Annotated in this window: 27 protein-coding genes and 1 pseudogene; 18 read left to right on the plus strand and 10 right to left on the minus strand. The window is 69.8% G+C overall.

Annotation, left to right across the window (positions count from 1 at the left end; genetic code table 11):
- The first annotated feature begins 1 nt into the window (after position 1).
- Both POF73_RS24250 and POF73_RS24255 read left to right on the plus strand, forming a co-directional pair.
- The gene (locus POF73_RS24250) at positions 2–877 is read left to right on the plus strand and encodes an acyl-CoA dehydrogenase family protein (protein ID WP_272119003.1); all 876 of its coding nucleotides are present in this window, start codon (positions 2–4) and stop codon (positions 875–877) included.
- Positions 878–1,385: 508 nt separating this feature from the next.
- On the plus strand, positions 1,386–1,847 hold the full coding sequence (locus POF73_RS24255) for an ATP-binding protein (protein WP_272119092.1): 462 nt from the start codon (positions 1,386–1,388) through the stop codon (positions 1,845–1,847).
- 432 nt (positions 1,848–2,279) lie between these two features.
- Here the strand turns inward: POF73_RS24255 and POF73_RS24260 are convergent, their stop codons facing one another.
- Positions 2,280–3,206: a cyclase family protein gene (locus tag POF73_RS24260; protein ID WP_272119005.1), complete on the minus strand. Its 927-nt coding sequence runs from the start codon at positions 3,204–3,206 to the stop codon at positions 2,280–2,282.
- Between the two features lie 96 nt (positions 3,207–3,302).
- Here POF73_RS24260 and POF73_RS24265 point away from each other — a divergent pair, with 96 nt between their 5' ends.
- From POF73_RS24265 to POF73_RS46285, 6 genes and pseudogenes are all read left to right on the plus strand, one after another.
- Positions 3,303–4,214 (plus strand): SDR family NAD(P)-dependent oxidoreductase, encoded by a 912-nt coding sequence (locus POF73_RS24265; RefSeq protein WP_272119007.1) that lies wholly within the window; start codon positions 3,303–3,305, stop codon positions 4,212–4,214.
- Between the two features lie 108 nt (positions 4,215–4,322).
- Complete coding sequence (locus tag POF73_RS24270; RefSeq protein WP_272119009.1) at positions 4,323–5,474, plus strand: acyl-CoA dehydrogenase family protein; 1,152 nt, start codon at positions 4,323–4,325, stop codon at positions 5,472–5,474.
- Positions 5,474–6,523, plus strand: coding sequence for an alcohol dehydrogenase catalytic domain-containing protein (locus POF73_RS24275; protein ID WP_272119010.1), 1,050 nt, complete (start codon positions 5,474–5,476; stop codon positions 6,521–6,523). The genes POF73_RS24270 and POF73_RS24275 overlap by 1 nt, the downstream gene beginning before the upstream one ends.
- 273 nt (positions 6,524–6,796) lie before the next feature.
- Positions 6,797–6,868, plus strand: a pseudogene (locus POF73_RS24280) (helix-turn-helix domain-containing protein); the annotation flags it as partial.
- 283 nt (positions 6,869–7,151) lie between these two features.
- On the plus strand, positions 7,152–7,943 hold the full coding sequence (locus POF73_RS24285) for an RNA-guided endonuclease InsQ/TnpB family protein (RefSeq protein ID WP_272119011.1): 792 nt from the start codon (positions 7,152–7,154) through the stop codon (positions 7,941–7,943).
- A 79-nt stretch (positions 7,944–8,022) separates the two neighbouring features.
- Complete coding sequence (locus tag POF73_RS46285) at positions 8,023–8,481, plus strand: hypothetical protein (protein ID WP_443049630.1); 459 nt, start codon at positions 8,023–8,025, stop codon at positions 8,479–8,481.
- Here POF73_RS46285 and POF73_RS24295 read toward each other — a convergent pair.
- Positions 8,389–9,432 (minus strand): GlxA family transcriptional regulator, encoded by a 1,044-nt coding sequence (locus POF73_RS24295; RefSeq protein WP_272119013.1) that lies wholly within the window; start codon positions 9,430–9,432, stop codon positions 8,389–8,391. The genes POF73_RS46285 and POF73_RS24295 overlap by 93 nt on opposite strands.
- Before the next feature lie 71 nt (positions 9,433–9,503).
- Between POF73_RS24295 and POF73_RS24300 the strand changes: the two genes are divergently transcribed.
- Positions 9,504–10,841 carry an MFS transporter gene (locus POF73_RS24300; protein WP_272119015.1) on the plus strand — a complete coding sequence of 446 codons (1,338 nt, stop codon included), beginning with the start codon at positions 9,504–9,506 and terminating at the stop codon, positions 10,839–10,841.
- A 79-nt stretch (positions 10,842–10,920) separates the two neighbouring features.
- Here POF73_RS24300 and POF73_RS24305 read toward each other — a convergent pair whose 3' ends face one another.
- The 7 genes from POF73_RS24305 to POF73_RS24335 all read right to left on the minus strand — a co-directional run bounded on the left by POF73_RS24305 (position 10,921) and on the right by POF73_RS24335 (position 18,442).
- On the minus strand, positions 10,921–11,292 hold the full coding sequence (locus POF73_RS24305; RefSeq protein ID WP_272119017.1) for a zinc ribbon domain-containing protein: 372 nt from the start codon (positions 11,290–11,292) through the stop codon (positions 10,921–10,923).
- Between the two features lie 94 nt (positions 11,293–11,386).
- The gene (locus POF73_RS24310) at positions 11,387–11,542 is read right to left on the minus strand and encodes a hypothetical protein (RefSeq protein WP_272119019.1); all 156 of its coding nucleotides are present in this window, start codon (positions 11,540–11,542) and stop codon (positions 11,387–11,389) included.
- Between the two features lie 67 nt (positions 11,543–11,609).
- On the minus strand, positions 11,610–12,287 hold the full coding sequence (locus POF73_RS24315; protein WP_272119020.1) for a flavin reductase family protein: 678 nt from the start codon (positions 12,285–12,287) through the stop codon (positions 11,610–11,612).
- Between the two features lie 30 nt (positions 12,288–12,317).
- Complete coding sequence (locus POF73_RS24320) at positions 12,318–13,154, minus strand: enoyl-CoA hydratase/isomerase family protein (protein WP_272119094.1); 837 nt, start codon at positions 13,152–13,154, stop codon at positions 12,318–12,320.
- A gap of 25 nt (positions 13,155–13,179) precedes the next feature.
- A complete protein-coding gene (locus POF73_RS24325; RefSeq protein WP_272119021.1) occupies positions 13,180–15,405 on the minus strand; it encodes an acetate--CoA ligase family protein in 2,226 nt (741 codons plus the stop codon).
- Between the two features lie 133 nt (positions 15,406–15,538).
- Entirely contained in the window at positions 15,539–17,047 is a 1,509-nt protein-coding gene (locus tag POF73_RS24330; protein ID WP_272119023.1) for a flavin monoamine oxidase family protein, read from the minus strand.
- A gap of 186 nt (positions 17,048–17,233) precedes the next feature.
- The gene (locus POF73_RS24335) at positions 17,234–18,442 is read right to left on the minus strand and encodes a flavin-containing monooxygenase (protein ID WP_272119026.1); all 1,209 of its coding nucleotides are present in this window, start codon (positions 18,440–18,442) and stop codon (positions 17,234–17,236) included.
- A gap of 441 nt (positions 18,443–18,883) precedes the next feature.
- Between POF73_RS24335 and POF73_RS24340 the strand changes: the two genes are divergently transcribed.
- Entirely contained in the window at positions 18,884–20,089 is a 1,206-nt protein-coding gene (locus POF73_RS24340; RefSeq protein ID WP_272119028.1) for a class I SAM-dependent methyltransferase, read from the plus strand.
- Here POF73_RS24340 and POF73_RS24345 read toward each other — a convergent pair.
- Positions 20,064–20,384 carry a GYD domain-containing protein gene (locus POF73_RS24345; protein ID WP_272119030.1) on the minus strand — a complete coding sequence of 107 codons (321 nt, stop codon included), beginning with the start codon at positions 20,382–20,384 and terminating at the stop codon, positions 20,064–20,066. The genes POF73_RS24340 and POF73_RS24345 overlap by 26 nt on opposite strands.
- 348 nt (positions 20,385–20,732) lie before the next feature.
- Here POF73_RS24345 and POF73_RS24350 point away from each other — a divergent pair, with 348 nt between their 5' ends.
- The 8 genes from POF73_RS24350 (at position 20,733) to POF73_RS24385 (ending at position 26,028) form a co-directional block, all read left to right on the plus strand.
- Entirely contained in the window at positions 20,733–21,146 is a 414-nt protein-coding gene (locus POF73_RS24350) for a hypothetical protein (RefSeq protein ID WP_272119032.1), read from the plus strand.
- A 90-nt stretch (positions 21,147–21,236) separates the two neighbouring features.
- Positions 21,237–22,520: a DUF7224 domain-containing protein gene (locus POF73_RS24355; protein ID WP_272119034.1), complete on the plus strand. Its 1,284-nt coding sequence runs from the start codon at positions 21,237–21,239 to the stop codon at positions 22,518–22,520.
- A 2-nt stretch (positions 22,521–22,522) separates the two neighbouring features.
- Positions 22,523–23,122 (plus strand): hypothetical protein, encoded by a 600-nt coding sequence (locus tag POF73_RS24360; protein ID WP_272119036.1) that lies wholly within the window; start codon positions 22,523–22,525, stop codon positions 23,120–23,122.
- Positions 23,119–23,868, plus strand: coding sequence for an ATP-binding cassette domain-containing protein (locus POF73_RS24365; protein WP_272119038.1), 750 nt, complete (start codon positions 23,119–23,121; stop codon positions 23,866–23,868). Before POF73_RS24360 ends, POF73_RS24365 begins: the two co-directional genes overlap by 4 nt.
- Positions 23,869–23,992: 124 nt before the next feature.
- Positions 23,993–24,406: a hypothetical protein gene (locus POF73_RS24370; RefSeq protein ID WP_272119040.1), complete on the plus strand. Its 414-nt coding sequence runs from the start codon at positions 23,993–23,995 to the stop codon at positions 24,404–24,406.
- A 137-nt stretch (positions 24,407–24,543) separates the two neighbouring features.
- Positions 24,544–24,990 (plus strand): DoxX family membrane protein, encoded by a 447-nt coding sequence (locus POF73_RS24375; protein WP_272119042.1) that lies wholly within the window; start codon positions 24,544–24,546, stop codon positions 24,988–24,990.
- Positions 24,990–25,406, plus strand: a complete 417-nt coding sequence (locus POF73_RS24380) for a Zn-ribbon domain-containing OB-fold protein (protein ID WP_272119044.1) — start codon at positions 24,990–24,992, stop codon at positions 25,404–25,406. Before POF73_RS24375 ends, POF73_RS24380 begins: the two co-directional genes overlap by 1 nt.
- Positions 25,407–25,410: 4 nt before the next feature.
- Positions 25,411–26,028, plus strand: a complete 618-nt coding sequence (locus POF73_RS24385; protein ID WP_272119046.1) for a GNAT family N-acetyltransferase — start codon at positions 25,411–25,413, stop codon at positions 26,026–26,028.
- The last annotated feature ends 81 nt before the right edge of the window (positions 26,029–26,109 follow it).

Raw genomic sequence — 26,109 nt, forward strand, 5'->3', positions numbered from 1 at the left:
GATGCGTTTCCAACTCACGGACGACCAGCGGGCGTTGCGGGACGGCGTGCGGGAACTGCTGACGCGGCGCTTCGACGCGCAGGCGCTGCGGGCCGCGGCCGACGAGCCCGGACGCCTGGACCGGGCGCTGTGGCGGGAGCTCGGCGCGGCCGGGTTCTTCGCGCTACGGCTGCCGGAGGCGGACGGCGGGGTCGGACTCGGGTTGCCCGAGACGGTGTTGGCCTTCGAGGAGGCGGGTCGGGCACTGCTGCCCGGCCCCCTGGTGGCCACGCATCTCGCGGCGGAGGAGGTGCCGGGAGCGGCCACCGGCGAGGTCGTCGTGGCGGCCGTGGGCAACGGCCTGGTGGAGTGGCTCGCCGAGGCCGACGTCGTACGGGGCGACGCGACCGGGGCCGTACCGCTGCGGTCGGTCGACCCGCTGACGCCCCTGCACCGGGTTCCCGTGGCCTCGGACGCGGACCCCGTCGCCGTACTCCTCACCGCGGCCGAGCAACTCGGCGGCGCCACACGCGCGTGCGAGCTGGCCGTGCAACACGCCCGGACGCGCGAGCAGTTCGGGCAGCCGATCGGGGCCTTCCAGGCGATCAAGCATCTGTGCGCGGAGATGCTGGTGCGGACGGAGACCGCCCGCGCGGCCGTCTACGCGGCGGCCGTCACCGCCGACCCCGTCGACGTCGACACCGCCCGGCTGCTCGCCGACGAGGCGGCCGTACGCGGCGCGCGGGACTGTCTCCAGGTGCACGGCGGCATGGGATTCACCTGGGAGTTCGAGGTCCACCTGCATCTGAAGCGCGCATGGGTGCGAACGCACCGTACGGCGGACGCTACGCAGAGTGAGGAGCGATTGGCGGCCACGCTTCTCGTCGAATCGAGGTGAAGGGCCCTGGACTGCGGTGTCGCCGATCGGCCCCGTATGGATGTCGCGGATTGTGGCATACCGGAATTACGGAGCGTTGATATCGGGTTGTGTCCTACGTGTGACTCGTCACGGCCTGGAGTCGGCGGTCCGCTCCGGTACCTTGTGTGAGATGCGAGTGGTTCCGAGCACGAGCCGTGCCGGAGTTGCCCTTGAGGTGGCTCCGGAATCGGCGGTGCGCGCCGTTGCTCGCTGGGTGGGAGGGCCTTCTGCCCCCACCTGTTCGACTCCTCGCAGCAAGCGTCGCACAGTATGCCGCACGGGTACTCCTTCGCGCTGGAATATGCCCGAAGCGCTTGTTGGGGTGACTGTACGTCAACCATGCTGTCAGCTAAGGGATTCACGTTCCGTGACCCTGGCTTTGGCCATTGTTCTGGCCATGAAAAAAATGGCTAGGATCGTGGCCCTCGTGAGGCGCGGGGCTATGTGTCCGCCGGTTCGGATGGTGTGAACGGTGCAGGTGCTTCAAGTGCAGCTGGAGATCCGGCCCGACCCTGCTGAAGTGGGGCGAGCCCGCCGGTGGGCCCGTTCGCGGCTCGCCGGGTCCGGGATACAGGTCGACGAACCGCTCGCCGAGACGCTGATCCTGCTCGTCTCCGAACTGGTCACCAACGCCGTGGTGCACACCGGCCGTCCGGCCGTGCTGCGGCTGTCGCTGCCCTGTGCGGCCGAGGAGTGCGCCACCGTACGGCTGGAGGTGGCCGACCGCAGCGGCCGTGCGCCCGTGCCCCGCTGTGTCGACGGAGACGCCACGGGCGGCCGGGGCCTCGCACTCGTCGACGGTCTCGCGGACCGGTGGGGCTGGAGCTCCGAGGGTGTCGGCAAGCGGATCTGGTGCGAACTGGACCGCGCCGTCGAGTCGGAGGGGTCTGCCTCCGCCTACGGCAGTGGGGCGTCGACCTATGAAGGGTTCGCCTACGAGGCGGTCTGACGGGCGCACGCCGAAAGAATTCGACTGGATTCGATGCACAGTTGCAGAAAGCGCTGTCACCGCAGTTCGGACAGGCATGGGTGCGCCGGGTTGTGCTTCCATGCGCGTCTTCTGCAAATAGGGCGTAAGTAACAAATCCCCGACTGGGTGTTGACGCCGCGTGTCCGGTTGATCACGCTTGTGGTCAGCGATTCGCCGCGAGGGGACGACGAGGGCTTCGGTGACGGAAGCCCTTGCCGAGTGTGGGTCGTGATTCGGCGTCGGTTCTCTCGGGGCCAGGAGGGCCGGGGCGGGTACGCCGGAGTCGGATGGCGGCGCGCGGTGCCGTGCTCGGGGCGGTGGGGGCACCTCCCGCTCGGACGAAGCCGAGAGTGGGAAGCCGCGCCGCCAGCCGACCTCAGTGACGCAGTCGTGGTGCCGCAGGTCGCGGCGTCAGAGTATGGCCACGGGTGCCACGGGAGTCCCCGTGCCGCCGACGAAGGGCTCGGGCATCGCCGACAGCAGGAACGCGTAACGGCCCTCTTCTCCACAGGCTGTGGACAACTCTTCGAGATTCCAGTTCTGCCCCTGGAGCATCCCCATCTCCACCAGGTCGAGCGCGTGCACGGGCAGCCACAGATCCTCCATCTCCGGCGGAAAGATCTCAAATGTGAGCGTGTCGTTCGCCACCGCCGCCACGTCGCGCGCGTGGAACCACTCCGGCGTACGGATCGACAGACCCGGTGAGGGATAGCCGTACGCGTGCTTGTCCCCGGCGGCATAGACCTGGATCTGCCCCGTGCGGACGAGCACGATGTCGCCGGCACGCACGCGCGTGCCCGCCAGTTCCTCGGCCGCCTCCAGGTCCTGGGGGGTGACCGCGTGCCCGCCGTCGAGCCGCGTGACGCCACGCGCGCGTGCCACGTCCAGCAGCACACCCCGCGAGACGATGTGCCGGGCCTTGTCGATGCCGCTGAACTCCGCGCCGCCGTGCGGGGTGATGGTGTCGGCGGGGCGGCCGTTGTAGAGCCGGCCCGAGTGCGAGACATGGGTGAGTGCGTCCCAGTGGGTGGCCGCCTGCAGCCCCATGGTCACGGTGTCGTCGCTGCAGGCGACGGTTCCCGGACCGAAGAGCTCCTGGTTGATCTGCACCATGGCGTGCAACGGGTTGACGCGTCCGGGGATCAACCCGGTCTGGACGCCGTCCTGTTGCAGCGGGAGGGCGAGGGGGATGCGGCGGCCGGTGCGGACGCAGGCGGCGGCCTCGCGGACCACCTCGTCGGTGATCAGGTTGAGCGTGCCGATCTCGTCGTCGGACCCCCAACGCCCCCAGTTGTTCACGCGTTTGGCGATCTCGTGGAACGCGTCCGGCAGTGACATGAGTCCTCCCCGGGGCTTGTCTCCGTGTATCTGACGGGTCGTAGAATCTGATGCGAATCTAACGGACCGTCAGAAACTGCGGGAAGGGGCCGGGGCGTGGGGAACTTCTTGGCAGGCAAGGTCATCGCCGTGACGGGCGCCGGGCGGGGGATCGGGCGGGCCGTCGCGCGCGCGGCCGCCGCCGAAGGGGCGCGGGTCGTGGTCAACGACTACGGCGTCTCCATGGACGGCGCGTCGCCCACCAGCGAGGTCGCCGAGGCCGTGGTGAAGGAGATCGAGGCGGCGGGCGGGGAGGCCGTCGCGGTCGGGGACGACATCTCCACGATGGCGGGCGGGCAGCGCGTCGTGGATACGGCCGTGTCGGCCTTCGGGCGGATCGACGGGGTCGTGTGTGTGGCCGGGATCCTGCGGGAGCGGATGCTGTTCAACATGACCGAGGAGGAGTGGGATCCGGTGGTCGCCACTCATCTGAAGGGGACGTTCACCGTGTTCCGGGCCGCTTCGGCCGTGATGCGGAAGCAGCGGGCGGGGACCCTGATCGGGTTCACCAGCGGCAATCATCAGGGGTCGGTCTCGCAGGCCAATTACAGCGCGGCCAAGGGCGGGGTCATCTCGCTGGTGCGGAGCGCCGCGCTGGGCCTGCACAAGTACGGGGTGAGCGCGAACGCCGTCGCGCCGGTCGCTCGTACGCGGATGTCTGCCAACGTGCCCATGGAGCTGGCGGAGATCGGGGAGCCGGAGGACGTGGCCGCGTTCGTGGTCTACCTGCTGTCGGATGCGGCTCGGGAGCAGGGGATTACCGGGCAGGTGTACACGGTCGCCGGGCCGAAGATCGCGGTGTGGGCGCAGCCGAGGGAGTTGCGTGCCGCGTATGCCTCCGGCGGGTGGACGGTAGGGGCGATTGCGGAGGCGTTGGCTGGGTCGGTGGGGGTGGATCCGATGCCGATGTTGGCTCAACTGGAGGCCATGGAGAAGGCCGCGCGGGAGGGTGCGCGGCCCAACGCCTAAGAGCTCGGGGGGATGTGTTGTGGGGCGGCTGCGGGTCGATCGTGGCTTGTCGCGCAGTTCCCCGCGCCCCGAGGGGTTGGCCTGGCCCGGCGACTGGAGGAGATGTCGGTGGACTTTGGGTTCAGTGCTGCGGATGACGTGTTTCGGGTGGAGGTCAGGGCGTGGCTCTCCGAGCACGTCGAGGGTGCGCAGGACCGTCGTACCTGGGAACGGACCCTCGGGAAGGCCGGATGGATCGGGCTCGGGTGGGGGGAGGGCGGGTATGGGAATCGGACCGCCTCGCTCACCCAGCAGGTCGTCTGGGCCGAGGAGTACGCGCGGTCGGGGGCGCCCGGGCGGTCCGGGCATATCGGGGAGAAGTTGCTGGCCCCGACTCTGCTCGCCCACGGGACAGATGAGCAGAAGGGCCGCTTTCTGCCGGCGATCGCCGTTGGTGAGGAGCTGTGGTGTCAGGGGTACAGCGAGCCCGGGGCGGGGTCGGATCTTGCCGGGGTGCGTACGAAGGCCGAGCGGGGGCCGGACGGGACGTATCGGGTCACCGGGCAGAAGATCTGGACCTCCCTCGCTCATGAGGCCGACTGGTGTTTTGTGCTGGCCCGGACCGAGCCGGACTCCCGGCGGCATCACGGGCTGAGCTTTCTGCTGGTTCCGATGGATCAGCCGGGACGTGTCGAGGTGCGGCCCATTCGGCAGATGACCGGGACCAGTGACTTCAACGAGGTGTTCTTCGACGGCGCGCACGCGCGCGTGGAGCATGTCGTCGGCGGTGAGGGCGCCGGGTGGAAGGTCGCGATGAGTCTGCTCGGGTTCGAGCGGGGGGTCTCGACGCTCGCCCAGCAGATCGGGTTCGCGCAGGAGCTGGGGCGGGTCGTGGAGGCGGCCGTGCGGTCCGGTGCGGTGGACGATCCCGTCGTGCGGGAGCGGCTGGTGCGGCAGTGGGCCGAGCTGCGGGTGATGCGCTGGAACGCCTTGCGCACGCTGGGGCGGGCCGGGGACGCGGGGGCGCCCAGTGCTGCCAAGCTGCTGTGGGGTGGCTGGCATCAGCGGCTCGGGGAGCTGGCGATGCAGGTGCGGGGCGCGGTGGCGGGCGTGGGGCCGCGGGACTGGGCGCCCTCGTCGCCGTATGAACTCGACGCTCTGCAGCATCTGTTCCTGTTCTCCCGGGCCGACACGATCTACGGGGGCTCGGACCAGGTTCAGCGCACGATCATCGCCGAGCGGGTGCTCGGTCTGCCCAGGGAGCCCAAGGGGGTCGTCTGATGCGCGGTGTGTTGTTCGACGGCAAGCGGGTCGAGGTCGTGGACGACCTGGTGGTGCGGGATCCGGGGCCGGGGGAGGTGCTGGTCGCGATCTCGGCTGCCGGGTTGTGCCACAGCGATCTGTCCGTGGTGGACGGGACCATACCTTTCCCCGTTCCTGTGGTGTTGGGGCATGAGGGCGCGGGGGTGGTCGAAGCGGTTGGTGTGGGGGTCACCCATGTCGGGCCCGGAGACCATGTGGCGCTGTCCACGCTCGCCAACTGTGGTGTGTGTGCCGAGTGCGACCGGGGGCGGCCGACCATGTGCCGGCAGGCCATAGGGCGGCCGGGGCAGCCGTTCATGCGAGACGGACGGCCCGTGTTCCAGTTCGCGTCCAACTCCGCGTTCGCCGAGCGGACCGTGGTGAAGGCCGTGCAGGTGGTGCCGATCCCGAAGGACATTCCGCTGCCCTCGGCCGCGCTCATCGGGTGTGGGGTGCTGACCGGAGTGGGCGCCGTGCTCAACCGGGCGAAGGTGGACCGCGGGGACAGTGTGCTGGTGATCGGTACCGGGGGGATCGGGCTCAACGTCCTGCAAGGGGCGCGGATCTCGGGTGCGTTGCGGATCGTCGCCGTCGATGCCAATCCGGCGAAGGAGGCGGTGGCCCGGCAGTTCGGGGCGACGGACTTCCTGACGTCGGTGGAGGGCGTGCGGGAGCTGCTGCCGACGGGCGCGGACCATGCCTTCGAGTGCGTGGGGCGCGTCGAGTTGATCCGGGCGGCCGTCGATCTGCTCGACCGGCACGGACAGGCGATTCTGCTGGGGGTTCCGCCGGCCGGGGCCGAAGCGTCCTTCGTCGTGTCCTCCATGTATCTGGACAAGTCGATCCTGGGCTGCCGGTACGGGTCGTCGAGGCCGCAGCGGGACATCGCGCTGTACGCCGATCTGTACCGGGCGGGGCGGCTGTTGCTGGACGAGCTGGTGACGCAGACGTATCCGGTGGAGGAGTTCGAGAGGGCGGCGGCGGACGCGGAGGCGGGGAAGGTGGCTCGTGGAGTGCTCACGTTCTGAGTGCTCAACGGACTTTCCGAGGGAGCCCGGCGGCATTTTCCACAGGCCGGGACAGCAAGTTTTCCACAGGCTCGGAAAGTGGCTGCCGGGTTGTCAGTGGGGGCGCCCACCGTCATCTGCATGACCAGTTCTACTGCCGCCGCGGGCCTCGTCCTTCAGGGCGGGGATAGGCGGAACGGTCCGCTGGCGAGGCAGGAACCCAGTTGACAATTAGTCACTCTACTGGCGCAAGGTCACGGACAGTTGATCACGACCACGCCGGGGAGGTGAGTCATGAAACTGCGGTACAACGAGCGGATCTATCCGACCACCCAGCAGCAGCGGGACTTGGCGCGCTTCTTTGGCTGTGCCCGTGTCGTCTACAACGACGGCCTGCGGGAGCGCCGGGCGGCGTGGCGGAACGGCGAGCCGTACATCTCGGACGTCACCTTGCAGAAGATGGTGATCACGGCCGCGAAGAAGACGTCCGAGAGGGAGTGGCTGTCCGAAGCGCCGTCGGTGGCGCTGGTTCAGTCGCTCGCGGACTTGCATGCCGCGTACCGGAACTTCTTCGCGTCCAAGCGGGGTGTGCGCAAGGGGCCGAAGATGGCTCCCCCCGCGCATGAAGAAGAAGTCCGGCCGTCAGTCATTGCGGTTCACCCGCAACGGCTTCAAGTCGCGGGACAACGGCTGCCTGTTCATCGCGAAGCTCGGGGATGTGGCGGTGCGCTGGTCACGTCCGCTGCCGTCCGAACCGTCATCGGTCACGATCATCAAGGACCCGTCCGGCCGGTACTTCGCCAGCTTCGTGGTGGAGACCGAAGACAAGCCAATGCCGGAACTGGACCTGGACGACACCGAGACCGGCATCGACCTGGGCCTGTCCTCCTATGCGGTGCTGCGCGGCAGGAAGATCGCCTCACCGAAGTTCTTCCGCCGCCAGGAGAAGAAGCTCCGTCGCGCACAGCGCAAGCTGTCCCGCTCTCAGAAGGGCTCCAACAACCGAAGGAAGGCCAAGCTCGCCGTCTCCAGGATCCACGCCAAGATCGCCGACAAACGGCGCGACTTCATCGAACAGGAAACCACCAGGATCACGCGCGAAAGCCAAGCCGTGTACCTGGAGGACCTGAACGTGAAAGGCATGGGCAGCGGCAAGCGAGCAAAGAGTGTGCACGACCAGTCACTTGGCATGTTCGCCCGCACTTTGGAAGCCAAGTGCGCCCGGTACGGGCGCGACTTCGCCAAGGTCGACCGGTTCTTCCCCTCCACCCAGACGTGCTCCGTCTGCGGCAGCATCGAGGGCCCGAAGGGCTTGGAAGGACCGCGCATCCGGCAGTGGACGTGCTCCTGCGGGGCATCCCACGACCGGGACGAGAACGCAGAACGCAACATCCGCGCCGAAGGACGGCGCATCTTCGCGGCCGGGCAGGCCGAGAAGTAAAACGCCTGCGGAGAGCGTGTAAGACCCTGCCTAGCCAGGGCGGTGCTCGATGAAACAGGAACCCACCAGGACCCGCACTATGCGGGTGGATGGAGCCCCCGGCCTTCAGGCCGGGGAGGATGTCAGCTATCGAGACGTCGCTTCCGCTCTGGTGTTCCTGGTGCGGGAGCGGCCCGGCGGCTACACCCTGGGTGCGACTCTCGCGGCGGCCCATGTGATCGGCGAGATCGCCGGAGCCCCGGTGCTGGGGATGCGGCTGGCCCCGGCCAGGGGTCGGCGTCATCTGGCCGTCGGGCTCGCGGGCGGAGCCGTGGGGTTCATGGGGCTCGGGGTGCTGGCCGGGGCGCATCCCGTGCTGCTGACGGCGCTCGGCTGGTGGGGCGAGGCCCGCCGGGATGGGCCGCGCCGGGGCTGGGCCCGGCAGGACGATGCCCGTCTGGAGAGGTCAAGTGCCGCTGGGGACCTGGACGTCGACGTTGCCGCCGGCGCGGAAGGTGCGCCGATAGCTGGTGGGGGTGACGCCGAGGGCCGTCTGTAGGTGCTGTCGCATCGACTGGGCCGTACCGAAGCCGGCGTCCCGGGCGACCTGGTCGACGGACAGGTCGGAGGACTCCAGCAGGTGCCGGGCGCGTTCCACCCGCTGCTGGGTGAGCCACTGGCCGGGGCTGACGCCGACCTCCTCACGGAAGCGGCGCGTGAAGGTCCGCACGGACATGGACACCTGGTCGGCCATGTCGCGCAGTTGGAGCGGCTCGTGCAGGCGGCCCAGGGCCCAGGCGCGGGCCGTGGTCGTGGACGCCTGCTGGGGGTCGGGGACCGGGCGGTGGATGTACTGGGCCTGGCCGCCGTCCCGGTGCGGCGGTACGACCGTGCGGCGGGCCACGTCGTTGGCGACCGCCGTGCCGTGGTCGCTGCGGACCATGTGCAGGCACAGGTCGATCCCGGCCGCCACCCCGGCCGAGGTCAGCACGTCGCCGTCGTCGATGAACAGGACGTTCGGGTCGACCTCGATCCGCGGGAAGAGCGCCTGGAAGCGCTCGGCGTCGGCCCAGTGCGTGGTGGCGGGGCGGCCGTCCAGGTAACCGGCGGCGGCGAGGACGTACACGCCCGTGCAGATGGACGTGAGCCGGGTGCCGGGGCGGATGTGGGCGAGGGCGGCGGCCAGTTCGGGGGTGAGGACGCCCTGTTCGTAGAGCGGGCCGTGCTCGTACAGCGCCGGTACGACGACCGTGTCCGCGGTGGCCAGGGCCTCCGGGCCGTGCTCGACCTGGACGGCGAAGTCGGCGTCGGTCCGCACCGGGCCCGGTGGCCGGATCGAGCAGGTGACGACGTCGTACAGATGCCGTCCCCGCGCGTCCTTGGGGCGGCCGAAGATGCGGTGCGGGATGCCCAGCTCGAAGGGGAGGAGGCCGTCGAGGGCGAGGACGACGACGCGATGCGGTCGGAAGGGTTCCTGCTGGGCGCGCGCCGCGCTGCTGGCCGTATCCATGGCCCGATCCTAACGAATGCTGTCCCTCGGGCCACTCGTTTCGGACGATCACAGGCCCGAAGCTCTATGTCGTGACCCAGACAACCGAGACGACCGAGGCAGCAGCCACCGCAGAGGACAGTCGGCCGATCAGGAAGTCCCGCCCGCGGCGGAACCGCACACATTCAGTGCACCGCGCCTGGTTCGTCGCCGCCGTCGCCTTCGTGACGATCCTCGGCGCGGCCGCCTTCCGCTCCTTGCCGGGGCTGCTCATCGACCCGCTGAACGACGACTTCGGCTGGTCGCGCGGCACGATCGGGGCCGCCGTCTCCATCAACCTCGCGCTGTACGGTCTGACCGCCCCGTTCGCCGCCGCGCTGATGGACCGCTTCGGCATCCGGCGGGTCGTCGCGGTGGCCCTGAGCATGATCGCGCTCGGCTCGGGGCTGACGTACTGGATGACGGCGGCCTGGCAGCTGCTGTTGTGCTGGGGCCTGCTGGTGGGACTCGGCACCGGTTCGATGGCGCTGGCCTTCGCCGCGACGGTCACCAACCGCTGGTTCACCGAGCGGCGCGGCCTGGTCACCGGCATCCTCACCGCCGCCTCGGCCTCCGGCCAGCTGATCTTCCTGCCCCTGCTGTCCTGGATGGTCGAGAAGCACACCTGGCAGCCGGCCGTCGTCACGGTCGCCCTCGCGGCCCTCGTGGTGGTCCCCTTCGTCTGGCTGCTGCTGCGTGACCACCCGGCCGACGTGGGTCTGAAGCCGTACGGCGCGCAGGAGTTCGTGCCCAAGCCGGCCCCCGTGCAGGGCGCCGCGCGCCGGGCGGTGACGGTGCTCTTCTCGGCGGCCCGCACCGGCCCCTTCTGGCTGCTGGCCGGCACCTTCGCGATCTGCGGCGCCTCCACCAACGGCCTCATCCAGACCCACTTCGTGCCGGCGGCCCACGACCACGGCATGCGCATCACGGCGGCCGCCTCGCTGCTCGCGGTCATCGGCGTGTTCGACGTGGTCGGCACGATCGCCTCCGGCTGGCTGACCGACCGCTTCGAGCCGCGTCGGCTGCTCGCGGTCTACTACGCCCTGCGCGGCATCTCGCTGCTCTTCCTCCCGATGCTGCTCGCGCCGAGCGTCCACCCGCCGATGCTCTTCTTCATCGTGTTCTACGGCCTCGACTGGGTCGCCACCGTCCCGCCCACCGTCGCCCTGTGCCGGGAGCAGTACGGCGACGACAGCGCCATCGTCTTCGGCTGGGTCCTCGCCTCCCACCAGGTCGGCGCCGCGCTGGTCGCTTTCCTCGGCGGGGTCGCGCGGGACGTCTTCGGTACGTACGACATGGTCTGGTACGCGTCGGGGGCGCTGTGTGCGGCGGCGGCCCTGATGGCCCTGGTGATCCGGCGGCGTCCGGCTCCGACGGTGGTGGCGGCCTAGGTCTCCACCAGAGGAACCGCCCCTTTTGACATCCTCCCCCTCTTGAAAGAGGGGGATTCCAACCCATCTGGGTTGAGGTTCACGGACGCTCGACCGTTGTGTGGGCGGTGTCGTCCCTCCGGCACAGGCTTGGCGCCTGGGGGAGGGGAATCCCGCCCTGTCCTGCCGCGACGTTGTTCGCTGCGTTTTCGTCCGTGTTGCAGGTGAAGCCGCAGGATACGCAGACGAACTCGGCTTGGCTCTTGCGTGAGTTCTTCTCGATCCATCCGCAGGCGCTGCATCGCAGAGAGGTATACGGGGCCGGGACGTCCTCGACCCGGCCAGGAGCTTTCTCCTCAGTCCGGCGGCGGGGAAGCCCCCAGCCCTGGGTGGGGATCGCTCTGTTAAGCCCGGCCTTCTGCTTCACGCGTCGGCCTGGCCGTTCGACTGTCCCCCGAGCGGAGGCGGTCATGTTCTTGATGTTCAGCTTCTCGAACCGAACCAGGTCGTAAGCGCGGGCGAGTAGGGTCGAGGTCTTCTCGCACCAGTCCCTACGCCGGTTCGCCTCACGGGCCTTGAGCAGCGGCTCTGGCCTTGGCGAAGTCCTTCAACGCCTGCTGCTGCACATCGGCATTTCCTGCACGCAGCCACTCGTTCTCTTGCCGAGCTTCGGTGAGCTGCCTGCACTGCTCGGTGAACCCCGGCGCGGGCTTCCTTCCCATGCGCCAATGGCCATGCGGCGCGCAGTCGCCCCGGGTGGGACGCCGAAGCGCCCTGACGGGGATTCGGCTACTCCTGCCCTGCTCCGTGAGGGCACGCGATCTTCCCGGACCTGAGGGACGGGGCACCCTGCACGCGAGAGCGGTGGAACAGTAGGGGGGCCTTGTCCTCGTCACATGTCCCCAGCGCGTTCACCCGCCCCACCACGATTAGGTGGTCGCCTCCTGTGTGCACCGCGTGGATCGTGCAGTCGATCCATGCCAGCGTGCCCGCGAGGCGGGGGGAGCCAGAGATGGGTGCCGCGTCGTACGTAACTCCCGAGAACTTGTCTGCCCCGCTTACTGCGAAGGCGCGGCACAGCTCGCCCTGGCCGGCGCTCAGGACGTTCACACAGAAGACGCCCGCACGGGCGATACGCGGCCACGTCGTCGACGCGCGGCCGACCATGAAGACGACGAGCGGTGGGTCGAGCGAGAGGGAGGAGAAGGACTGGCAGGCGAAGCCAGCGGGGCCGTCATTGCCGTTGGCGGCGGGTGCCGTGACAACGGTGACGCCGGTCGCGAAGCTCCCCAGGGCCCGGCGGAATTCGGCCTGGTCCACGGGGGCCCGCTCGTCCTCGCTGACACACCGCAACTCCGGGCGCGGCAGTACTTCGACGGATTCCGTCTCGGACGGTGCCTCGTGGGCCAACCTGAGGTAACGGACGGCGGCGGCCGCCATCCCTGCATGTCCCATCACGTCAGCCATTGAACCTGACGATGCGTCAGATAGGAAGCCTTAGCCTCCTTTGAACTCGGCACCCCTGCGCTCCACAAAACTCGCCACTCCCTCCCGGGCGTCCTCCGTCGTCATGTTGATCTCCTGCGCCGCCGCCTCCGCCGCGAAGGCGGTGGTGCGGTCGGTGTCGAGGGAGGCGTTGACGAGCTGTTTGGTGAGGGCGAGGGCGCGGGTCGGGCCGGTTGCGAGGCGTTCGGCCCACTCGCGGGCCGTCTTGGCCAACTCCTCGTCCGGCACGACCCGGTTGACCAGGCCGAGGCGTTCGGCGTCCGGCGCGGTGAGCGCGTCGCCGAAGAACATCAGCTCCTTCGCCCGCTGGGGGCCGACGAGGCGCGGGAGGAGGTAGGCGCCGCCGCCGTCGGGGACGAGGCCGCGGCGGACGAACACCTCGATGAACCGGGCGGACTCGGCGGCCAGTACGAGATCGCAGGCGAACGCCAGATGCGCGCCGAGGCCGGCCGCCGTGCCGTTCACCGCCGCGATCACCGGCTTCTCGCAGTCGAGGACGGCCGCGATCAACCGCTGGGCGCCGAGCCGGATCGTGCGGGCGACATCGCCCGGGACCTGGTCACGGGACGTGCGCTCAGCGGCCGCCGCCCCGCCCCGCAGATCCGCCCCGGCGCAGAAGCCGCGGCCCGTTCCGGTCAGTACGACGGCCCGCACGGCGGGGCCGGCGGAGGCGTCGGCGAGCAGCTCGATGATGCGTTCCCGCTGGTCAGGGGTGATCGCGTTGAGGGCCTCGGGGCGGTTGAGAGTGATGCGGCAGACCTGATTGTCAGTGGCGTGCTGTACCAATGAATCGACGGAATTTCCGGGCACACGGGGGGAAATGGGCATGTTCACGTCGTCGTCGGTACCCATGTCAGCGGCACACCACCAGCGCGTCCAGCGCCACCGCGCCCTGCCCCCTGGGCAGCACCATGAGCGGGTTGATGTCGAGCTCTGCGAGGTCGTCCTCCAGTTCCAGGGCCATGCGCTGCACCCGCAGGACGACTTCGACCAGCGCGTCGAGATCCGCCGGGGGGCGCCCCCGGACCCCGTCGAGGAGGGCCCGCCCGCGCAGCTCGCCGAGCATGTCCCGCGCCTGCTCCTCACCGAAGGGCGGCACGCGTACGGCACAGTCGCCGAGGACCTCCACGAGCACCCCGCCGAGCCCGACCGTCACGGTCGGCCCGAACAGCTCGTCGTGGGTGGCTCCGACGACCATCTCGACGCCCCGCTCGACCATCTGGCAGACGAGGACACCGTCCAGGGAGACGTCCTCGTAGCGGGCGATGTCGGCCAACTCCCGGTAGGCGTCCCGGACCTGGCTGGCGGAGGTCAGTCCGATCTTGACCAGGCCCAGCTCGGTCTTGTGGGCGATCCGCGCGCCGGACGCCTTCATCACCACGGGGTAGCCGACCAGTGCAGCCGCCCGTACGGCCGCCGCCGCGCTGGTCACCAGCTGCTCGCGCGGCACCCGGATGCCGTACGCCCGCAGCAGCTGCTTCGCCGCGTGCTCGCTCAGCTGCTGGCCCGGGCGCATCAGTGGCTGGGCCTTGCGGAAGGAGGGGGACGGGGTGCGGGGCGCCCGGTCGAAGGGGGAGCGGTAGCCGGTGACGAAGCGGTGGTGGTCGAGGTAGGCGCGGACCGCGGTGATGCAGTTCGCCACCGTGCGGAAGGTGGCCACGCGCGAGGAGCCGAGCAGGACCTCGCGGTACGCCGGCTCGGTACCGACCGGCGACCCCCACACCACGCAGACCAGCTTGTCCGTCCGCTCGGCGGCGTCGACCAGGTCCTGGACCAACCTGTCACTGAGGGGCGGGAAGGGTCCGGTGACCGGGCAGATCAGCACGCCCACCGAGGGGTCGTCGAGGAGGGCGTCGATGATCTTCCGGCCGCGGTGGTCGCCGACCGGATGCCCGCCGTTGTCGACGGGGTTGGCCACGCTCAGGTACTCGGGTATCCACTGGTGCAGCTCGGCCTGCTTGGCCTCCGACAGCTCCGGCAGCGTGAGCCCGGCCTCGGTCCCCAGGTCGGCGAAGTGCGCGCCCGTGCCGCCCGAGATCGAATAGACGACGACGCCGTCGGCGCGGGGCGGCCGCGCGCGGGCCAACAGGGCGGCAGTGTCCTGGAGTTCGTCCAGGCCGTCCACCCGGATCACGCCGTACTGCCGCATCGCCGCGTCCACCACCGCGTCCGCGCCGGTCAGCTTGCCGGTGTGTGAGGCGGCCGTGCGGGCGCCGGTCTCGGTGCGGCCCACCTTGACGGCGACGACCGGCACCCCGCGGCGGGCGGCGCGGTCGGCGGCCAGCAGGAAGGCGCGGCCGTCCTTGAGTCCCTCGACGTAGCAGGCGATGGCGCCGACCTCGGGCCGTTCGGCGAAGTAGGAGATGAAGTCGGCGGTCTCCAGGTCGGCCTCGTTGCCGGTCGGCGCCCAGTGGGAGAGCCGGATGCCGAGCTCCTGGAGGGCGAAGACGGGGCGGCCCTGGTGACCGGATTGGGTGATGAGCGCGATGGCGGGCCCGCCCAGGTCGTCGCGGAACCGCTCGAAGGCGTTGAGGTTGGTGTTCGGGCCCAGCAGTCGCATCCCGGACCGTTCTACGGCGGCGGTCAGCCGGTCCTGCGCGGCGGCGCCCTCCTCGCCGGTCTCCGCGAACCCGGACGCGAAGACGACGGCGAACTTCACCTTGGCCTCGGCCAGTTCCTCGATCACCGGAAGGGGGTCGGCTACCAGCAGTACGGCGAGATCGACCTGCTCGGGCAGGTCGGCGACGGAAGGAGAGCAGGGGATGCCGAAGACGGACGGGCGGCTCGGATGCACCGGGAGAATCCGGGCGCCGACCCGCTCCGACCAGGCGATCAGCTGGCGGGTGACACCGGTGTTCGGCCGGCCCTCCGCATCCGAGGCGCCGATCACCGCGACCGACTCCGGCCGGAAGAAGCGGTCCAGATCGGGCACGTCGGAGTACAGGGGACGGCCGCTGACGTCGAGATCGTCGACCTCGGCGGGCCGGCCGTGGACGGCGGGTCCGGGCTGCTCGCCACAGGCGATGACCCGGGCCCGGCGGGAGTCGGTGGTGAGGGTGCCGTGGGTTGATCCAAGCATCGGTCCGCCCGCTCCTGTGTGACAGCGATTAACTGACGCAGTGTCAGATTAAAGGAACTGACGCCATGTCAGGAACGGTTGTGCACGCAAAGTTGGCGGAACGGGGATCGGATCAATGCCGGGCCGGCGTCGCTCACAGCACCGCCAGCACCTCCTTCGCCACCCGCTCGCCCGACCGCACCGCCCCGTCCATGAAGCCCATCCAGTGCGTGGAGGTCTCCGTTCCGGCCCAGTGGATGCCGCCGACCGGTTCGCGCAGGGCGGGGCCGTACTGGGTCAGGACGCCGGGCGCCGCGATGGAGACGGGGCCACCGCGGGTGTAGGCCTCGTTGTTCCAGCGTTGCAGGACGAAGGAGGTGGGGGAGGCCGCTTTCGGGCCGAAGTAGGTGGCGTAGTCCTTCAGTACGGCCGCCCGGACCTCCGCCTCGCTCGCCGCGTCCAGCTTGCGGGCCGCGTCGGCCTCGATGAAGCCCATGAGGGCGCCGTAGGAGGCGTCGGGCGGGGAGTTGTCGAAGGTGGAGCTGATCACGCCGGTGTCGCTGACGACCTGGCCGTTGAACCCGTCGGCACGCCAGAAGGGGGTGTCGTAGATGGCGATGGCCTTCCCCACCGAGGCCATCGGCAGGCGCTGGGTGAGCTGGTCGCGGGCGGCCGGGAGGAGGGGGTCGTAGGTGATACGGGCGGCGAGGGGCGGGGGTACGGCGACGACGACCCTCTTGGCGGTGACGGTGATGCCGTCTGCGGTCACCACGTACTTGCCGCCCGACTTGGCGATCGTGCGCACCGGGGCGCCCAGCACCACCCGGTCGCCGAGTGTGGCGGCGAGTTTGACCGGCACCAGCTGGGAGCCGCCGACGAAGCGCAGTTCCTGGGCGCCGCCCGCGGTCTCGGTGAGGCGTTCCAGGGTGCCGGGGTTGGACGCATTGCCGGCGGCGGCGATGTAGAAGAGGACGAAGAGGAAGGAGAGTTCGCGGGGTTCGGCGGAGAAGATCGACGTACAGGCCACGTCGAAGAGGAACTTGGCGGACGGGATGACGGCGTTGGCGCGCAGCCAGGTCTCGAAGGTCTGCCGGTCCCACTCCTCGGCCTTGGCCGCGGTCCAGGGCGCGTCGACCGGGATCTGCTTGGCCAGGTCGTCGAGGGTGGCCTGCACGATCGCGGCGTTGGCGAGCCCTGCCGCGTCGATGGGCGGGACGGAGCCGAGGACGCCGTCGGTGGCGTAGGGGGTCTTCTTGCCGTCCTTGTAGAGGAGGTTGTTGCCGGAGTTGTAGGTGGTGAAGGTCTGCACGCCGAGGGAGTCGGCGAGGGCCTTGATGCGGTCCTGGGTGGGGCCGATGAACTCACCGCCGCCTTCGGTGACGCCGCCGCCCGCGAGGCCGAGTCCCATGACGCGGCCGCCGACGCGGTCGCGGGCCTCCAGGACGGCGACCGATCTGCCGGCGGCCACCAGGTCGCGGGCCGCGGTGAGTCCGGCCAGACCGGCGCCCACGATGGCGACGTCGACCTCGCGGGCGGCGGCGGCCGAGGCGGTGCCGGTGCCGGTGGCGGTGAGGGTTGCGGCACCGGCGGCGGCAGCCGCGCCGCCGAGCAGGGAGCGCCGGGAGAGTCGAGCGGTGCCGGGGAGCTGTCTTTCGCTTGCCACGTGCGTCCTCCGTCAGGGCGAGAGGGAGTGGAGCAGAAAAGTTGAACAGTGCTCACATTCTGGCCCTGTGCGGCAGCGCGGTACAGCTCTCTCGTCACAACTGACTCGTAAGTAACAGGAGGGATACGTAGGAGAGTTGAGGGTGTCCAGGCGTCCAGGCGTCCAGGCGTCCAGGCGTCCGGGTGTCTAGGTCACCGGCAGCCGGGAGACCTGTCTGCCGTGGTCGCCCTTTCGGCCGCCGGCGACGGCCTTGGCGATCTTCTGGGCGTCGATCGCCATCTCGCGGAGGTTGCCGCTGATGGGGTTGGTGTAGCCGGTGAAGTACAGGCCGGGGGCGTGGGCCGGTGTGCGGGCGCCCTGGACGACGGGCCTGCCGTGCGTGTCCAGCACGTCGAGGTGGCCGACGAGGTCCTCCAGGGCGCGGACGTATCCGGTGGCGGCGATGACGGCGTCCGGCGAGACGCGGTTGCCGTCGGCGAGGACGACCTTGTCATCCTCGAAGCCGTCGACGGCGGCCACGATCTCGACGCGGCCGTTGCGTACGGCGTCGATGAGGCCGACGTCGAGGATGGGGATCGCCCCCTCCTTGACCCGGCTGTAGAGCCCGCTGTCGGGGCGCGGCAGTCCGCGGGCCGACAGGTCCGGCACGCTGAGCCTGGCCATGAGCCTCGCCAGCCGGTCGACGAGACGGACCGGCAGCCGCCGTACCAGGATGCTGGTGAACTGGGCGGCCCAGCCGGCGGTGGAGCGGCGCACGATGTGCGGCGCGGTGCGAACCGCCAGCCGCACGCGCGAGGCGCCGCCCTCGACCAGGTCCACGGCGATCTCGGCACCGGTGTTGCCGACGCCGACGACCAGGACGTCGCGGCCGGCGTAGGGCGCGGGGTTGCGGTACTCGCCGGCGTGCAGGAACTCGCCGGTGTAGGTGTCGCGGCCGGGCCAGTCCGGGAGGCGCGGGGTGTGGTTGTGGCCGGTGGCCACGACGACCGCGGCGCCGGTCAGTTCACGGCCACCGGTGGCGCGCAGCAGCCAGCCGGAGCCGTCGGGGGCGGGCTCGATCCGTGACACCTCGACGCCGGTGACTATCTCCAGGTCGTGGTACTCGGCGTACTTCTCCAGGTAGCGCACGACGTCGTCCCGGGCCACCCAGCGCCCGAAGCGGCGCGGTATCGCCAGCCCCGGCAGGCCCGACAGCCGCCGGGTGGTGTGCAGATGAAGCCGGTCGTAGTGCCGCCGCCACGAGGCACCGACCCGGTCCGACTTCTCCAGCACGACAGCCCGCAGCCCTTGGGCGCGCAGCGCGTATGCGACGGAGAGTCCGCCGGGGCCGCCGCCTATGACATAGACCGGGTGGTCCGCGGCGGGGTGGTCCGTGTGTTGGGGGGTGTCGGCCATGGTCGGGAGCGTAATCACGCAGCCGCTTGATGGGTCTCGGTCAAGCCCGGAATTGGTTGCGGATCGATCACGGCTGTAGGAGGAGTGGGTGGGGTCTGTGGCGTAGGTCTCCTGGTTGTGGCTGTGGGGTGGGCTTCGGGCGAGTCCGGATATGGCCTGTCGCCGGTTGCCTGCGGGCAGAGGGCTGTGCGAGCCTCTGCGTGACCTCTGTGAAAGGGCTGATCGTGACACTCGGCATGGTTCTCGGCGACGTCTCCTCTCGCGCTTCGACGCGGGAGCGGTAGCCCTGCCTGCCCTGATGCTCACGCCTGTGCCGTAGGGGCTGTCCGGCCATTCCCGCCGGGCCCGCGGCGTCCGGCCGGTCCTGGCCCAGGCGCTCTCTCCCGCTCCTCGTCGAAGTGCTCTTCGTGCCCCCGCACGTTCGATCACGAGGAGTACGTCGTGTCCACGATCCGCTGGACCGAAGCCCACACCGCCCGATCAGCCCGGTGGCATTCCGAGAGCGCCGCCTCGCCGCCCGGCCGGGTCGTCGTCGCGGACGACCGTATGAAAGCCGAGGTCGCCTACCGTCTGGCCTGCGAAGGTACGGCGCTGCTGTGGCGGGGCGACTTCCACAACGCACGGCAGTTGCTGCGGGCGATGGGGCGCCGTATCGACCGCAAACCACCCCGCCCGGGCGGCAGTCCGGCCGAGTCCTTCCATCTGCAGCGCCGGGCCCGCGGCCACCGGGCCCGTGTCCTGAGCAGGCTCCTGGTGCTGCTGGAGGACGACTACTCCCTGAGGTTGCGCAGGGCTCCCGATGTACGTCAGGCGTGTGCCGAGGCGTACGGCGCTCCGCGCGACGCCGTGGTGGTCTCCCTCACGGAACTGCTCGGTGTGATCGGTGCCGAGCAGTGGCGCAGGAAGGGCGTGGCGGTGCCGGCCGTCAACGCCCGTATCCACCCGCACTACGGCGTGTTCTCGCCGACCAGGGGCGAGTACGTCGACCTGGTGGCGAAGACGCCGCTCCCCGCGTCGCTGAAGCAGAGCGCCGGTCGTCGTACGGCGTTCGACCTCGGCACGGGGACCGGCGTACTCGCCGTCGTGCTCGCCCACCGGGGGCTCGACCGGATCGTGGCCACCGACGTCAACCCGCGCGCACTGTCCTGTGCCCGCGAGAACGCCCGCCGACTGGGGTTCGGCGAACGCGTCGATGTCGTCGGTCCCGCCCTGTTCCCCGAAGGCCGTGCCCACCTCGTCGTCTGCAACCCGCCCTGGATTCCCGCCCGTCCGACCTCCGACGTCGAGCAAGGCGTCTACGACCCGGACGGCGCCATGTTGCACGGCTTCCTGAACGGCCTGACCTCCCGCCTCGAACCAGGCGGTGAAGGCTGGCTCATCCTCTCCGACCTCGCCGAACATCTCGGGCTCAGGACGCGTCGCGAACTGCTGGCCGGCATCGAATCGGCGGGACTGCACGTGCTGGACAGGGTGGACACCAGACCGCGGCATCCGCGCGCCTCGGACAGCGCCGACCCGCTGCACGCCGCCCGCGCCGCGGAGGTCACCTCGCTCTGGCGCCTGGCCGTCAGACCCGGGGGACTCATGTGCCGGGGGCGCCTGGCCGTCAGGCCCGGGGGACTCACGTGCCGGGGGCGCGGAAGGTGACCTGCCGTCGGGTCGCCTCGTCGATCTCGTCGAGGGTCAGAAGCGGGGTCGCCCGGGTCCGAAGCGCTCCGCTGGCCTTGACCGTGAGGCCGGCCGCGGCCATCGAGACCGGGTCGGGGAAGTCGACGATGAGCACGATGTCGTCCTGCCCGAAGGCGAAGTACATGGTCTCGACCGTGCCGCCGAGACCGGAGACGACCTGTTCGACGGCGGCCCGACGACCGCTCGCACCTTCCTTGAGCAACCCTCTGGTGCCCTCGGACGTGTAGGTGGCCTGGATGAGGAACTTGGGCATACGGACGTTTCCTGACCTCGTGTTTCCGATACGCAGCTTGGCCTTCCCGTTGTCGCGTGGGCCGCTGCTCGCGGAACGGCAGGATCACCCGTTGGACCGACTGTCGGGCGTTAGCCGGAATGCTTTGTTTCCGGCCTTCCATCGCGGGCTCTTATCCGGGAAGCGAGGCACCTGCGTTGCTCGACGACACAGGTCAAGGGCCAGGCGCGGAGGGCGAAGTGTCCTGTTTGATCATGGCTGACATGCGACGGAGGCGATGCTAGAGTCACCCAGCCTTTCGGTCTCCAGTTCGAGGGGGGCCTCGACGACCGCAAGGGCATGGAGGGGATTCCTTTGTCGGGAAGACTTATGCATAAATTCGGTGTCGTCGCGGGGGCGGCCGCCGTACTCACGATTGCCACCACTTCGGTTGCCTGGGCCAACTGGAGCAAGTCTCCTTTCAGCCTTGTCCAGGGGACCAATTCCCAGCAGTGGGTCGACGAGGAGTACAACGAATTCCACTTCACCGGCTGCGACCAGGCCGGAACTTCGAACAGCGTCGATGTGGCGCTGTGGCAGCAGATCGACTGGGGCAGCGACGTGAAGCACGACACGTCGACGCTCACCAACTGCTTCAAGGGCTCCGGCTACACGAGCACGGCCACCCAGTCCAATCTGCCGTACGACAGCTACTACCTCGAAATCACCAAGCTCGGTTCGGGGTGCGGGGCTTGCACGGGTGCCGCTGACAAGGTCAGCGTGGACACGACCCTGGCTGACTGATCCTGCCGGGCCGCCGCACAGCGTGCGGCGGCCCGGAATTGTTCTCCACCGGATCTGTTTCCGCCGGGCTTGTTTTCCATTCGAGGGTTCATGCGCTTCTCCTCCGCTCTTCGCACGCATCCCGCCGTGCTGGCCTTTCCGTTGATCGGCCTTTTCTTCGCCTTCGTCTTCGTCACGAGCACCCGGCACATCGAGCGGCTGATCGCCGTGCCGTGGCCCGCACAGGTCGCGTCGTACGCCGTGCATGCCCCGGTCCCGATGGCCGCCGCGGCGGTGGCGGGTCTGGCCGCGGTGGAGGCGACGCGACTGCGGGCCCTCGGCACCTGGGAGTTGGGGGCGGCGCGCTCCGGTTGGCGCATCGCGGTCCAGCCCGTCCTCATCACGGTGCTCTCCCTGTCGGTCCTCACCGCGGGCGTCACGGCCGGTGGGCTGTGGGTGGTCGGGGTCCTTCCCGATCTGTATGTGCTGCACCTGATGGTGATCGTCGTCGTCCTGCTCACCGCGCACGCCGTCATCGGATTCGTCATAGGGCGCCGATTCCATGCGCTGTACGCCGCGCCGATCGTGGCCGTGGCGGTGTTCGTCGGGATCAGCTTCCCGCTGGGAACCGACAGTTACTGGGCGCACCATGTCACCGGGTCCATCGCCTGGCTGGGCTTCGGCGAGGCCTATTCGCCGGCCATGACGGCGGCCGCACTCCTGCCGACGGTCTGTCTGGCCGTCGCCTGTGTCGTACTGACGGCGCCCCGGCGTATTCGTGTCGCCTCTGTCGCCGTGTCCCTCGTGATCGCGGTCGGTGGCCTGCTCGGCGCATACGGCATCACCAAGGACTGGCATTCGATCGCTCCGGCCGCCAAGGGATTCGCCCCCGTCACCTGCGAGGGGGAGAAGCCCGAAGTCTGCCTGCCGTCGGCCGGTTCCGAGCACATCGGGCAGATTCAGACCGAACTCGCCGAGATGACGGACAAATTGCAGGCCAAGGGCGTCATCGTCGAGAAACCCACCCGCATCACCGACGTCAGCGTGGCCGGTGTTCAGCAATTCGACACCCGGGGAGAGCACTGGGCACTCGACCTCGTGCCCGGAAACGCGGACAAGGTGCTCCGGGAGAACATCGCCATCGAGGTCGTCGGAATTCCCTGCGCGCAACCGGACTGGAAGGCTCTGCACTACAACACCCTCTGGGCCGCCCGGACGGCAGGCGTGGAGAGCGAGTACCTCGCCTGGCTGTCCCGTGAGACCCAGCAGTTCGGACAGGGCCAGAGCCGGGAACAGCTCCTCGCCGAGATGGACAGGGTGAGCGGGCTTCCCCTGAGGGAGCAGAAGGCCTGGTACGCCGACCAGCTCCGCCGGGCCTGCGGGGCAGGTCGCTGAACATGATCTGGTGGCTGCGTCAGCGGGGAGCCCTGGGGCTGCTGCCCGCTGCCCTGGTGGCCTTCGTCCTGAGCGTCGGACTCACCCTGGACGTGGTCGTCGTCTTCCCCGCGTTCCTGGGGGATTTCGCGGTACCGACAGAACTCAGCAACTTCCTCTGCCTCATCCCCTCCGTCGCCCTGGTCGTCTGCCTCGAACGGCGGCTTCCCTCCGTGGAACGGTCCGCCGTCCGCAGGCTCGACGCCAGGGACGTCACGCTGGTCGCCGGTTTCGCCGTGCTCGTGTCCGCGGTGGCCATGGCGATGTCCGCGGCGACGTCCACGCTCGGCCAGGAGGCGATGTGGACGGCGGCACGCAACAACCTGCTCTTCTGCGGACTCGCGCTGGGCGGCTGGCCGCTGCTCGGGCACCGGGCGACCCTGGTCCCCGTCTTCTGGATGATCCACTCCATGTTCCTCGGGGGCCGCAGCCTCAACGACCCCTACCCCTGGGTGATCGTCACGGAGAAGGCCCACGTCACACACGCCGCCATGGGCGCCGCCGCCGTCTTTCTGGCCGGAGTTCTCTCCCTCACCTGTTTCGCACCAAGGACCGACCGATGACTCTGCTGCTCGACCGTGTGACCTTCGGCTACCGCCGCTGGACGCGCCCCGTCCTGGCCGACTTCACCTACGAGGTCCCCGAGCAGGGCCTGACGATCCTGCTCGGCCCCAACGGGGCGGGCAAGTCCACCACGATGGCGTTGCTCGCCGGCACGGTCGAGCCCAAGGCGGGCAGCGTCGTCCTCAGCGGCACGGACCTCACCTCCGCCAGCCGTGAATACCGCCGCCACGTGGCCTGGCTGCCTCAACGGGTGCCCACCTCACGGCAGTTGACCGCCCGTGAGTACGTCGCGTACGTCGCCTGGCTGAAAGGCGAGGAACGCGCCCGTGCCTGGGAGCGCGCCGGAGCGGCCCTCGACCAGGTCGGCCTCGCCGAGCAGGCCGGCCGGAAGACGGCAAGGCTGTCCGGGGGGCAGCTCCGCCGCGTCGGCATCGCCTGCGCCCTGGCCCATGACGCCCGCGTGATCCTGCTGGACGAGCCGACGGCCGGGCTCGACCCGCACCAGCGCACGGTCTTCCGTGACGTGCTGCGGGAGGTCGCGGCGAAGACCCCGGTGCTCATGTCGACGCATGACATCGCCGACCTGGCCGACGAAGCCGACACCGTCACCCTCATGAAGGACGGCATGGTCCTCCACCACGGCGGGACCCAGAGCTTCCTGGACCACGCACGCGCCGACGCCGCCCCGGCACGCCGGGCCGAGTCGGCGTACTCGGTCCTCATGGGACTGGACGGCTCGCAGTGACGTCGCAGCACCCTTGAGCGTGTGTGCCATGTCCTGAGCCCGACTCATGTACTCGGATGTACTCGGATGGAACTGAGTACCCGCGCTCTGGCCGGAGAAGGGGCGGGACGAGAACGCTGGGACCATGAGTCAAGGACTGCAGAAACCCGTTCCCCAGCTGGTGTCGATCCTCGTGCTGGCCGGACTGTCGATGGCGGGGTGGGCCGCCTGGCTGGGCTGGGACCAGCAGTACGACGTGCATCCCGACGGTTCGACGACCGGCCCGTACGCGGCGTGGCAGGTGATCGGGCTGGTGGTGACGCTGCTGGTGCCGGTGTACTGGGCGGCATCCCGGCGGTACGACGTGGGGGCCGTGCTCGGCACCACGGTCGGTCTGACCGTCGCCGCCTACTACGACTGGTCGGACGACGTCACCGGCATGTTCGGGATCGGCGTGGCCATGATCATGATGGGCACCTTCGGAGTGACCGGCGGTCTGACAGCCCTGGTGGCCGTCGGCCCCTTGCCCGCGATCGGCGCCGCGAAGCCGGCGGCCTGAGTGCGGGCATGACACGCGGGGCGGGGCCTACTTGGCCCGCTTGCCCTTGTAGCCGCTGATCCTGGCGATTCTGTCGGATTCATCAGGGACGCACAGGCGATTGTCAGTCCCCTCTGATCTGACGTACCGTCAGATCCATGGACGCGATCTGGCTCACAGGTGCGGAATGGCTGGCCGTGCTCCGGATAGGCCTCGGGCTGTGGTGGCTGGAGAGCTGGCGGCACAAGGACAAGAAGAGCTGGTTCGAGGGTGCGGGGATCTCCTGGGCGGCGGACGTCGCGGCCAAGCACCGCTGGAACGCCGTACGCTCCGGCTTCGAGGTCGTCGTGAAGCCACGGCCACGGACCATGGCGTACGTCGTCCTGTACGCGGAGCTGGCCCTCGGCCTCGGGCTCGTCCTCGGGTTCCTGACCCCGCTGGCCCTCGTCGGTGGGCTGCTGCTCAACGTCCTCTACTTCGCCCTGATGATCCACGACTGGGCCGAGCAGGGGCAGAACTCGATGATGGCCCTGATCTCCCTGGTCGCGCTGTTCGGGATGTCATGGCAGTCCTGGTCGATGGACAGCGCGCTGGGGCTGTTCTGATGGCCGACCGGCGATACGACATCCCGGAAGCCGACGCCTTCACCCGCACCTACTGGGACGCGGCGGCAAACGGAAGCCTCCTCGTCCGCCGGTGCGCCACCTGCGGCCGCGCCCACCACTACCCCCGCGAGTTCTGCCCCCACTGCTGGAGCGAGGACGTGACCTGGCAGCCCGCGAGCGGCCGGGCCACCCTCTACACCTGGTCCGTCGTCCACCGCAACGACCTGCCGCCCTTCGGGGAGCGGACACCGTACGTCGCCGCCGTCGTCGATCTCGCCGAGGGGCCGCGGATGATGACCGAGGTCGTGGAGTGCGCGGACGCCGGGGAACTGCGGGCCGGGATGGAGCTGGAGGTCGTCTTCCGGGACGGGGTTCCGGTGTTCCGGCCCGCGGGTGACCGAGGCGGGTTTCAATGACCGCATGGCACACACCGACATACGACCTCCCGTCCACCCCGTCCCCGACCTGCACGGCAACGGTCTGCGCCTGCGTCCCTGGGACGCGGAATCCGAGGTCGACGCAGAGGCATGGTTCCGGGGGCGCACCGACCCGGAGTTCCGGCGCTGGAACACCCCGCTGAAGATCACCACGGACCTCGACAGTGCCCGGGAGTCCCTGCGGGACGCGGCGCGTAACTCGGCGCAGGGCACGGCGGCGTCGTACTGCGTCACCGACGCGGCGACCGGCGCACCCCTCGGGCACGTCGGCGTCAACCTCATCGACCGGCTGATGAGCTCCGCCCGCGTCGGCTACTGGATCCTCCCCGAGGCCCGCGGCAGGCGCGTCGCCACACACGCCCTCGCCCTCACCGCCCGCTGGGCCCTCACCGAACCGGGTTCGGGCACGGGCCTGGGGCTGCACCGACTGGAACTCGGTCACGCCGTCGGACACGACTCCTCCTGCCGTATCGCCGAGCGGTGCGGGTTCACCCCCGAGGGGACCCTGCGGGACGCGATGTGGGAGGCGGAGCGGCAGGACGCGTACCGGGACGTGCATCTGCACGCGCGGCTCGCGACCGATCCGGACGTCAACCTGTAGGCCACGCGGGCCGTGAACCCGGAGCCTCTCAACCCCCGCCTGAGAGTGGGGTCTTGTGTCGGCTTCGTGTCCGCGACGGAA

Source organism: Streptomyces sp. HD, assembly GCF_028369295.1.
GTDB lineage: Bacteria > Actinomycetota > Actinomycetes > Streptomycetales > Streptomycetaceae > Streptomyces.